The 10,381-nt window shown below is 70.3% G+C and carries 8 protein-coding genes; 4 read left to right on the top strand and 4 right to left on the bottom strand.

The window, feature by feature from the left end:
* From C1I95_RS27655 to C1I95_RS27645, 3 genes are all read right to left on the bottom strand, one after another.
* On the bottom strand, positions 1–1,483 hold a 1,483-nt coding region (locus tag C1I95_RS27655; RefSeq protein ID WP_233513918.1), incomplete at its 3' end, for an ABC transporter ATP-binding protein.
* The gene (locus C1I95_RS27650; protein WP_111218107.1) at positions 1,480–3,276 is read right to left on the bottom strand and encodes an ABC transporter ATP-binding protein; all 1,797 of its coding nucleotides are present in this window, start codon (positions 3,274–3,276) and stop codon (positions 1,480–1,482) included. The genes C1I95_RS27650 and C1I95_RS27655, both read right to left, overlap by 4 nt.
* A gap of 65 nt (positions 3,277–3,341) precedes the next feature.
* Positions 3,342–3,953, bottom strand: coding sequence for a dihydrofolate reductase family protein (locus tag C1I95_RS27645; protein WP_111218109.1), 612 nt, complete (start codon positions 3,951–3,953; stop codon positions 3,342–3,344).
* 225 nt (positions 3,954–4,178) lie between these two features.
* Between C1I95_RS27645 and C1I95_RS27640 the strand changes: the two genes are divergently transcribed.
* Together C1I95_RS27640 and C1I95_RS27635 are read left to right on the top strand one after the other, a co-directional pair.
* The gene (locus tag C1I95_RS27640) at positions 4,179–4,640 is read left to right on the top strand and encodes a helix-turn-helix domain-containing protein (protein ID WP_111218105.1); all 462 of its coding nucleotides are present in this window, start codon (positions 4,179–4,181) and stop codon (positions 4,638–4,640) included.
* Positions 4,633–4,992: a DUF4180 domain-containing protein gene (locus C1I95_RS27635; protein WP_111218103.1), complete on the top strand. Its 360-nt coding sequence runs from the start codon at positions 4,633–4,635 to the stop codon at positions 4,990–4,992. Before C1I95_RS27640 ends, C1I95_RS27635 begins: the two co-directional genes overlap by 8 nt.
* A 64-nt stretch (positions 4,993–5,056) precedes the next feature.
* Here the strand turns inward: C1I95_RS27635 and C1I95_RS27630 are convergent, their stop codons facing one another.
* Positions 5,057–8,845, bottom strand: a complete 3,789-nt coding sequence (locus C1I95_RS27630) for an nSTAND1 domain-containing NTPase (RefSeq protein ID WP_233513919.1) — start codon at positions 8,843–8,845, stop codon at positions 5,057–5,059.
* 445 nt (positions 8,846–9,290) lie between these two features.
* Here C1I95_RS27630 and C1I95_RS27625 point away from each other — a divergent pair, with 445 nt between their 5' ends.
* Positions 9,291–9,830 (top strand): peptidoglycan-binding domain-containing protein, encoded by a 540-nt coding sequence (locus tag C1I95_RS27625; protein ID WP_111218099.1) that lies wholly within the window; start codon positions 9,291–9,293, stop codon positions 9,828–9,830.
* Between the two features lie 18 nt (positions 9,831–9,848).
* Complete coding sequence (locus C1I95_RS27620; RefSeq protein ID WP_111218097.1) at positions 9,849–10,307, top strand: peptidoglycan-binding domain-containing protein; 459 nt, start codon at positions 9,849–9,851, stop codon at positions 10,305–10,307.
* Positions 10,308–10,381: the final 74 nt, after the last annotated feature.

Genomic DNA, 10,381 nt, shown 5'->3' with positions numbered 1-10,381 from the left:
CCCCCACCATGGTCTCCCCGCCCTGCGGCAGTCGGGCCACGATCTCGTCGACCCGGGCCCGCGCGGCGGCCTGCCGCACCTCCTCGTCGCTGGCGCCCGGCCGGCCGAACCGGATGTTGTCCCATACGGACTCGCTGAACAGGTAGCTGTCCTGGAACACCACGGTCACCGCGTCGAACAGGGTCGCGCTGTCCAGCTCCCGGATGTCGACCCCGCCGATGCGGATCGTGCCGGCGTCGGGGGCGAAGAACTGGGCCAGCAGGTGCAGGCAGGTCGTCTTGCCGGCGCCGCTGCTGCCGACCAGCGCGGTGACCGTTCCGGCCGGGGCCGCGAAGCTGACCTCGTGCAGCGCCGGCCGGACCGCGCCCGGATAGGTGTAGGAGACGTTCTCGAAGGCCACGTCGTGTCCCTGCGGCGCCCGGCCGGTGCGGACCTCCGCCGGCGCGGGCTCGGCGAGCAGCGCGCCGAGCCGGTCGACGGCCGCCTCACCCACCCGCAGGCTCTCGGTCTGCTCACCCATCGCCCGCAGCGGGCCGTGGATACGCAGCGACAGCACCGCGAAGACCAGGAAGGTGGCCGGCGCCAAATCACCGCCGATCAGCAGGAAGGCCCCGACGAGCAGCACCACCGGCAGGCCCAGCTCGATCACGGTGAGGAACAGCACCAGCGGTACGACCAGCCGGCTCACCAGCCCGTTGCTGGCCTCCCGGTGCCGGACCAGGGCGCGGGCGAGCCGGCCGGCCCGGTCACCGGTGGCGCCGTGCGCGCGGGCCACGGCGATGCCCGAGACGTACTCCTGGAACCGGGCTGCGGCCTGGCCGCTGGCCTGCGCGCGCTCGGCGGCCAGCCGGGCGAAGGTGCGCTGCGACCAGGCGTAGACCAGCATCGCCAGCGGGATGGTCGCCAGCGCGGCCAGCCCCATCCGCCAGTCCTCCAGCAGCAGACCGACCGCGATCACCAGGGGCAGCAGAGCGGCACCGATGATGGTGGGGATGGCGCCGAAGACCACCGGTTCCAGCTCGCTGAGGTGGTGCGTGACGAGCGCGGTGAGGTCGCCGCTCTGCCGCCGGGTGTGGTAGCCCAGCGGCAGCCGGCGCAGGTGCTCCAGGGCCCGCAGGCGCAGCTCGCCGAGGAGTTCGAAGGAGGCCACCCAGCTCTGCCGCTGGGCGAGCAGGTCGAAGCCGAACTGGCCGAGCACCGCGGCCAGCACGCCGACGCTCCACCACAGCACCTCGCGCTGGCTGATCGCCGGGCCCCCGAGGTGGGCCTCGCGCAGCCGTTGCAGGACCACCACGAGCAGCCAGATCGGCACCGCAGTGCAGACCGCCGCCGCCATCCGGGCGGCGATCCCCCACAGCTGCTGGCGGCGCAACCGCGGGTCGGACAGCGACCACAGCCGCCGGATGAGGGCGATGGTGCGCCCGGCCACCGTGCCGGCCGGCGGCGCGGTCGAGCCGCTGGGGGCGGAGGTCAGGGTCGTCATCTGCTGGCTCCGCTCCGTTCGCCGGTGGCGCCGAGACTCCATTGGGCGCTGGAGGTCGCGTCGGCCCAGAGCCGGGCGTACGTGCCGTCGGCCCGCAACAGGTCGTCGTGACGTCCACTCTCGACCACCCGGCCGTCGGTCATCACCACGATCCGGTCGGCGTCCCGGACGGTGGTGAGCCGGTGGGCGATGACCAGCAGGGTGCGCCCGGCGGCGAGGTTCGCCACCGCCTGCTGGATGGAGACCTCGTTCTCCGGGTCCGTCGAGGCGGTGGCCTCGTCCAGCACCACCACGGGCGCGTCCTTGAGCAGTGCGCGGGCGATCGAGATGCGCTGGCGTTCCCCGCCGGACAGCGTCGCGCCCCGCTCGCCGACCACGGTGTCGTAGCCCTGCGGCAGGGCCAGGATGAAGTCGTGGCAGCGGGCCGCGCGGGCCGCCCGGTGGACGGCCTCGTCGTCCAGGTCGGGCCGGCCGAGGGTCAGGTTGGCCCGGACGGTGTCGTGGAAGAGGAACGGATCCTGGAACACCACCGCGACGGTGTCCATCAGCTGGTCGACGGACATCTCCCGGACGTCGACACCGCCGACCCGTACGGTACCGGTGGAGACGTCGAAGAACCGAGAGACCAGACGCGCGACGGTGGTCTTGCCGGATCCGCTCGGGCCGACGATGGCGGTGACCCGGCCGGCGTCGGCGCGGATGCTCACCCCGTCGAGGACCCGCCGGTCGGGCTGGTAGCCGAACGTGACGTCGTCCAGCTCGACCGAGGCCGGGCCCAGCGGCGCCCGGCGGCCGATGTCCGGCAGCGCCGGGGTGTCCAGCAGCGCGGCGATCTCGTCGGTGCCGAACCGGACCTGGCGCAGCTGGGAACTGTAGCCGGTGAGTTTGGTCAGCGGCGCGGTGTAGCCGAGGGCCAGCAGCAGGAACAGCAGCAGGGTGGGCAGGTCGACGGCACCGTCGCGGTAGAGCCAGAGCCCCACCGGCACCACGACCGCCACGTTGGCGGCCATCACCGTGAAGTACGCCGCCCCGCCGGGCAGGAAGGCGGTGCCCCAACGGGTCTCCGCGTCGACGTACCGGCGTACCGCGTCGGTCGCCCGGGCGACCGTGTCGGTCTGCCGGTTGAACACCTTGACGGCCTTGATGCCGTGCAGGAACTCGGTGACCGCCTGGTTCATCGCCATGCCGGCGCCGTGCCACTGCGCCACCCAGGCGCCTGATCCGCGGGTGGCGTGCCGCATGGCGAGCATCGCCAGCGGGACGACCGCCACCGCGGCCAGCGCCAACCGCCAGTCGATGACGAAGAGCCAGACCGTGGTGGCGGCGACCACGGTCAGCGCGGCGACCGCGTCGGGCAGCATGTGCGCGACGAAGACCTCGATCCGCTCGACGTCCTCCATCGCGAGCTTGCCGATCCCGCCGCTGCCCCGGCGGGTCACCTCGCCGAGCGGCAGCACCGCGAGCCGTTCGGCGATGCGCTGGCGCAGCCGGTAGAGCAGCCAGTACGCGCAGACGTGGCTGATCGCCAGGGCACCGCCCATCAGCGCGGTGCCGCCGGCGATGGCGACCAGCGCGACGAGGGCGTACCGGACCAGGGCGTTGCCGTCGGGGGTCACCTCGGTGACCAGCTCGACGGCGACCCGGTAGGCCATCAGGTAGGGCACGAGCTGGCAGGCCACCGCCGCGACCGCGAGCAGCACGGCGGTGGAGAGCCGGCGTCGTTGCGAACGCACCAGCGACCGGAGCAGCTCCCGGCCGCCGCGGCCGGCGTCGGAGTCGGTCTCGGCGGCCATCGCCCACCTCGTCTCGTCGGTGGTCCGTCCGCTGTGGACCCCGGACGTCCGGGTAATGGTAGTCGTTACCCTTCCACGGTGCCGAAGGTCGGCGCACCGGCACTGTGGTAGGTCAGCATCGCCACCCCGCTGCCGGAGGTCTGGCTGTCGACCAGCCGCAGGCCGGCCGGGGGCACGCCGTCGGCGAACAGGCGCCGCCCGCTGCCCAGCACCACCGGGAAGACCAGCAGGTGGTACGAGTCGATCAGCCCCTCGCGCATCAGCGACGCGGCGAGCCGGCCGCTGCCGTGCACCTGGAGTTCCCGGCCGGGCTGGCGCTTGAGCTCGGCGACGGCCGTGGCCAGGTCGCCGTCCAGGCGCTTCGCACCGGACCAGGTCAGCTCGTCGTCCCGGGTGGTGGCGACGTGCTTGGGCAGCACGTTCAGCGCGTTCCCGACCGGGTCGGCGGGGTCGCCGTGCTGGGGCCACCAGGCCGCGAAGATGTCGTACGTCCGCCGGCCGAGCAGGAACGCGTCGACCCGCTCGAAGATGCTGGTCATGTAGGCGCCGACCGCGTCGTCGAAGTGCGGCGGCAGCCAGCCGCCCAGCTCGAACCCGCCACTGCGGTCCTCGTCGGGGCCGCCGGGCGCCTGCATCACGCCGTCCAGGGTCAGGAACGTGGTGAGCGTGAGTCGCATGGTCGTTACCTCCATCGCGGGCGGCACCGTGCCGCCCTTCACTGTGCCGACGGCCGACCGGACGGGGAATCGACACCACGACCAGACATGTGACCCAAACCACAGACAGCATGCCGCCGCGAGCCAGCACGGGCCAGCACCGCCACGCCGCTTGGCGTCACCGGCGCTACCTGATCATCACCTGTCTTTCCCTATTAACCCTTGCTTGGGGTAGGTTAGGGAACCATGCAGGATGACTGGCTGTCGGCCGAACAGGTCGCCGAGGGGCTCGGCCTGCACGTACGCACCGTGCGCGGCTACATCCGCAGCGGCCGGCTGAAGGCAGTCCGGATCGGCAAGCAGTACCGCATCGCGCGCACCGACCTCGACGAGTTCACCGGGCGAGCGGCCGACACCGCCCCGCCCCGGGTCGAGGTCTCCACCGTCGTGGAGGTCGACGCCCTCGGCCCGAGAGCCACCGACCGACTGAGCACCCTGCTCGTCGCCAGCGCGCAACAACGTCGCGGTGCCACCGAGCCGCTCCGCGTCCGGACGGTGTACGACGACGGGCGCGGCCGGCTCAAGGTGATCGTCCTGGGCGACCTGGCGGCCACCATCGACATCCTGCGGTTCATCGAGGATGTCCTCACCGAGGAGAACGGAATGTTCCACACCGATCCGACCGCCCCGGAGGTGGGCCATGACTGACGTGGTGACCGAACGTCGCGGCGTACCCGTGCTCGTCTGCGACAGCGACGGGCCGCCCATCGCCGGCGTGCAGGACGCGCTCGACGTGATCGGGGCGACCTACGCCCGGGCCGACGTGGTGGCCGTGCCCGCCGGGCGGTTCGACGAACGGTTCTTCGTCCTGCGTACCGGGCTGGCCGGGGAGATCATGCAGAAGTTCGTCAACTACCGGATCCGGCTGGTGGTGGTCGGCGACATCTCCGCCCAGGTCGCGGCCAGCACCGCACTACGCGACCTGGTGACCGAATCCAACCGGGGCAGCCAGGTGTGGTTCGTCGCCGACCTCGAAGAACTCGACGACCGGCTCGGCTGATCGCCGCTGTCCGGGCGACGGGCACCCGTTCGGCCGGCCAGCGGCGTGGCATTGGTACGCCGCATCAGCGACCCGGTGTGGCACAGGAGGGTTCGTATGGCTCCGAGGGAATGTGTACAGCCCATTCCTGTCGGGTCAGGTTGCGGCCGGCACCGGCGCAGATCTGGGCTTCGGCAGCAGGCAGATCAAACGACCAGCTGATGATTCGGCCGTCCTCGGCGCCGGAGATGAGGGTTCCGGCCGGAGTGAAGGCGAGTCCGCGGATTCTTGCGCTATGGCCGGTGAGGGTGGCGACACGCTGGCGGGTGCCGGCGTCCCAGACGATGATGGTGTGGTCGTCGCCGGCGGAGGCGAGACGGCGGCCGTCTCGGCTGATGGCGAGGACCTGCACGGGCGCGGTATGGCCACTCAGTACGGCTGTTTCCCCAGCGGTCGCGGCGTCCCACAGCTTGATGACGCGGCTGTCACCCGCGGTGGCCAGCCAGCTGCCGTCGGGGCTGACCGCGATATCCTGCACCGCGCTCTGCTGGGCGTTGACCCGGTTGAGTAGCTTTCCAGTGGCGATATCCCACGTGTTGATGTAGCCGCCCACGCTTGCCCCGAGGAGTCGACGCCCGTCCGGGGTGAAGGCCAACGACGTGACAATGCGGGCCGGAAACCTGGCTGTTATCTCGGACGGTTCTTTCATGTCCGTGATGTCCCACAGGTCAGGGCCGAGAGTGGCCGCGGCGAGGAGACGGCCACTGGGGTCGAAGTCGACGTCCGTCGAGGCACCGATTCCTCCGGTCGGGAAGGGCCGGGTCACATGCTGTCGGCGCTGGATGTCCCAGAGTGTGACGACGTTGTTGCGGGTGACCGCGGCGAGCAGGCGTCCGTCCGGACTGAATGCCACGGATTGCACCTCGTCTGGATGCCCACCCAGCGCGGCCACGAACTTTCCCTGCGCGTCCCACAGCCGAACTGTCCTGTCGCTGCCCGCCGAAGCGATGGTGTTTCCGTCCGGGCTGACCTTCACATCCTTCACCTGCGCCGCGAATCCGATGAACGGGGCGTGGCCGAGATCGTGGACCACGATGGTGCCGTTGAACCCGGCCGAGGCGAGCATGGCCCCGTCCTGGCTCAGCGCGACCGAGGCCGTCTCGCTGCGACCCCGGTCCTGGTAGGTCTGCAGGGGCTCGCGGCGTTGCAGGTCCCAGATGGTGATCGCGCCGTTCTCGTCGGCCACGGCCAGCTTGTCGTCCGCAGCAGCGGAGATCGTCCACGCGTAGCGGCCCGACATGGGCAACGGCGGGAGCGCAACCGGCCGGTCGCCGCCAAGGTCCCACAGGTACACGCCTCGCTCGTGCGCCAACCCGGCGAGGATGTGTCCGGAGTGTCCGAAGGCGACCGAGAAGATGTGCCCGGTGGGCAGGTGGGCAACCGATCTACGCGTGGCCACGTCCCACACGATCGGGTTCTCTTTCCCGTTGGCGGACACGAGGAACCGACCGTCTTGGCTGAAGGTCAGGGACGCGACCGGCACCTGGTGCCCGCGGAGCAGCGTGCGGGTCCCGGCCCGCAGATCGTGTAGGGCAATGTCGCCGGCCTTTGGGGTGTCCGAGCTGGTCCGCAAGCCGTCCGGGCTGCTCCCGATGCCGACGGCGACCTTCGTTCCGTCGGAGCTGAAGGCCGTGCCGGCCGCCAGGTTGTCCTCCTCCAGCCGGGTGATCTGCTGGCGGGTGTCGACATCCCAGAAGATGATGGAACCTCTGGTTCCATCGACCCCGATGGAGACGAGCAGCTTTCCACCGTCGACGAACGCCAGATTCGCCACCCGGCCGGCGTGCCCCGGCAGGGTGGCGATGCGTTCGCCGCGCACCGGGTCCCACAGGCCGATCGTGCCGTCACCGGCGGCGGAGGCGAGGAGGGAATGGTCGGGGTTGAACGCGACGGCGTAGATCGACGGTCCGCCGACGTTGAGTTCTGTGCGGCGAGGCGCAGCTGCCGCGCTCAGCACGCTCCCCCGAGTCTCGGTGCTGGAGTGGAGGTGATCCGCTTCGACGGCCAGGAGGCCGGCCAACTCCGGATCGGTGGCGAGCAGCGATCGCGCCTGTAGCGACAGCTCGCTGGAGAGCGCGACCACCTGCTGCCGGCGGGCGTCCTGACGCTGCCGCACCGCCACGGCACCGCCCAGCAGGGCGAGCATCAAGAGGACGGAAACGCCTGCGACGAGACGCTTGAGGAGGCGGGCGTGGCGCCGGGCACTGTCCTGTTCGGCTTCGGCGACCGCGTTGCTGGCACGCAGGAAATCTCGTTCGTGCTGGTTCAACTCGTCGCGACGGTCATCGGCGAACGCACGTGCGGCAGCCAACTGGGCGCCCCGGTACAAGGCTCCGGGATCACGGCGCAACGAAGTCCACGTGTGTGCGGCGTCGGTGAGCCGCCGGTGGATGAGCAGGCTCGCACGGTCGTCGGTGAGCCATCGGTGTAGCCGTGGCCAGGCACTGATCAGCGCCTCATGGGCCACCGCCACCGTGCCGTCGCCCAGGACCACCAGCCGGGCTGCGGCCAACTGGTCCAGGACCTCGATCATGACAGCCTCGTCGGCGATGCCGTCGAGTTCCGTTCGCGCGACCGGCCGCCGGGTGTCCTCGGTGCCATCACCCAACGCGGTGAGCCGGAGAAAGATCCGGCGAGCGGCCCGCTGCTCCGCTGCCCCGAACTCGGCATATACCCGCTCGGCGGTCTGGGCGACCGCCCCCCGTACGCCACCGCTCGCGTGATAGGCCGACAGGGTGAGAGTCGGCCCGCTCCGTCGCTGCCACGTCTCCAGCAGTGCGTGCGACACGAGCGGCAACGCGCCCGGCTCGTCGGCGGCATCGGCGAGCACCGTGGTCAGCAGGTCGGATTCCACTCCCATCCCGACATGCGCGGCGGGCCGGGTGACAATCTCACGCAGATCAGCGGCGGTCACCGGACCCACCATCAGGTGCCCCTCGTCGCCCAGTGCGTCGGTCAGCTCCGAATACTGCATGAAGTGAGCGAGGAAGTCGGCGCGAACCCCGAGCATCACCGTGGTACGACGGTCCGAACCCTGGGTGGCGTCCAGTAGCGCCCCGATGAACTTGCGGCGTTCGTCCTTGTCGGTGCAGAGGGTGAAGATCTCCTCGAACTGGTCCACCACCAACAGTGCCCGGGTTTGCGGGTGACCGGCGGCCAGAACGCTACGTACGGCGATGTCCAGGCCGGCTGGATCCTCCGCCAGGTCGTCGCGCACCTGCTCGACGGCCTGACCGGACAACTTCGCAACCTCGGCCGACAATGCCTCGAGCGGGTGCTCGGTCGGCGTCATCAACATGATCCGCCAACGCTGCGCGCCCCGGCGATCGGCCGCGATGGTGCCCAGCAGACCAGCCCGCAGCAACGAGGATTTCCCGCTACCGGATGCCCCGATGAGGCAGCTCAGTGGCTGCCGCTCGACCCGGTTCAGGAGCCGCTCGACAAGCTCTGAGCGGCCGAAGAACCACTCCGCCTGCTCCGGCTGGAACGACGTCAACCCCTGATAGGGGCAGCGCTCCTCATCGCGACCTGGCACCGTCGACGCGGCCGTTGCATCCGCGATGGCTGACCACCTGGCCCGCCACTCGTCGGCATCGCCGCCGCACGCCTCGACGTACGCCAACGTCACCTCCAGCGAGGGCAGCCGGTCACCCTTTGCCGCCTCCGCCAAGGTGCTGGCCGAGTAGTGCGCGCGCCGAGCCAGAAGCCGATAGCTGGGGCTGCCGGCCCGCTCCCGCAACTGGCGCAGCTGCCATGCCAGCCGCTGGACCGGGCCCGCCTTCGGGTCCAGGGGCGTTTCCCGACGGCCCAACACCAACCTCCAAGTCCTGCCGCCAGGCAGACTCCCGCCGCGCGCCCGTGGCGGGCTTCGTACCGACAGGCGCGTCCGCTGCCCGTCGTTCTGGATCGAGGGCAGTATCAGGGACCTGGTGTGCCGGCTGCGGCCCGGGGTCGCCGGTCACGGGACCGGTAGGTGGTCGCTCCGGGTGGCCCGCGGGCTCGCCTCTGGCCCGCGCAGGCGCCACGTTTTGTCCGACGTTGTTTGTCCGGCACGTGCGGCGCTACCGGTCAACTCACGCATAGGCCACCGTGGACTCGGCGAACCACCTTGGTGGCGCCAACACCGGGCATTGCCGTGCGAGATCCGCCATAAGCCCACGGGGGGATCGGTATCTGGCCGCTGAAGCAACTGCGGCCCGACGACCAATGGGGCCTCGCATCCCGGTGTTCGGCCGCAAACGTGAAGAGAAGGGATCTACATGAATCAGACCGAGAGGAGGGTCCGGCTGCGCAGCGGAGTACTTGCATCGCGGGTGGTCCTCGCGCTGGCTGTGGTGCTGGGAGCCTCCCTGGCCACCGCAAGCCCTGCGTCGGCGCACACCGCCTGGCCCGGCTACCACACGCTCTGCAAGGTAGCCGCCCCGTGCATCAACAGCGGCAATCTGGTGCGGTTCTGGCAGCGGCACCTCTGGGCGGATGAGGGCTACAGCGATGTGGACGGCGTGTTCGGACCCAACACTCATGACGCCACGGTCCGCTGGCAGCAGCTCTACAACGCCGCACACCCGGTAGACATCAAGGCCGACGGCTGGGTTGGTCCCCAGACCTGGGAAGCGGCAGGCCAGAACACCGTTTGGGGCTACCACTTCGACAGGTCGGACGGCACCTACCTGTACTACACGTATTACGGGCGTAAGCCGGGCCGAACCTTCCTCATCCGGGACAGGATCTCGGACGGCGTCACGTGGTTCAAGATGCCCGGCGACACATCGTGGACCGACACGAGCCATGGCAGCTGAGAGTTCAGAGGAGAAGCGATGAACGGGGATTCCATGAAACGTCTGGCAGCACTGTGCACGTTGCTCGCGGCCGTGATCGCGGGGACGCTCGTCTCCGTCAACCCCGCCTACGCTCGCAGCCAACCCGAGTGCGAGTCCTACACGTACGTCAAGAACCAGGCCGGCTACGACGTCGCCGCGCCGATCGGCAAGTACGGCGTCCTGCCGTGCTCGCTGCTCTGGGGCGACGGCGGGCCGGGCACGGTGGCCCTCCAGTGGGCCCTGAACGACTGCTACCTCAAACCCGCGGGCAAGAAGCTGCTTTCCGATGACGGGTCCTTCGGCGAGTTGACCTTCAACGCGCTGAAGTTCGCCCAGAGCAAGGAGGGGATCAGCTCGGACGGCCAGTTCGGGCCGCAGTCACGCGCGTCCCTGAAGTTCCCCGCCCTCACCGGCGGCACCAACACCTGCGCCCGGCTGGGGAAACCGATCGTGTAGTGGTTGACCGTCGACGATGTGCCGGTGGTGCGCCACGGCGAGTTGACCGATGAGGTGGGGGCGGTGATCCCGCC

The sequence above is a fragment of the Micromonospora craterilacus genome, assembly GCF_003236315.1.
Lineage (GTDB): Bacteria > Actinomycetota > Actinomycetes > Mycobacteriales > Micromonosporaceae > Micromonospora > Micromonospora craterilacus.
Note: the sequence above shows the minus strand (reverse complement) of the source record. Positions and strands in the feature narration are given on the sequence as shown.

Coding starts and splice junctions, on each gene's coding strand:
- C1I95_RS27640 (WP_111218105.1), top strand. CDS start 4,179: ATGCAGGATGACTGGCTGTCGGCCGAACAGGTCGCCGAGGGGCTCGGC.
- C1I95_RS27645 (WP_111218109.1), bottom strand. CDS start 3,953: ATGCGACTCACGCTCACCACGTTCCTGACCCTGGACGGCGTGATGCAG.
- C1I95_RS27635 (WP_111218103.1), top strand. CDS start 4,633: ATGACTGACGTGGTGACCGAACGTCGCGGCGTACCCGTGCTCGTCTGC.
- C1I95_RS27625 (WP_111218099.1), top strand. CDS start 9,291: ATGAATCAGACCGAGAGGAGGGTCCGGCTGCGCAGCGGAGTACTTGCA.
- C1I95_RS27620 (WP_111218097.1), top strand. CDS start 9,849: ATGAACGGGGATTCCATGAAACGTCTGGCAGCACTGTGCACGTTGCTC.
- C1I95_RS27650 (WP_111218107.1), bottom strand. CDS start 3,276: ATGGCCGCCGAGACCGACTCCGACGCCGGCCGCGGCGGCCGGGAGCTG.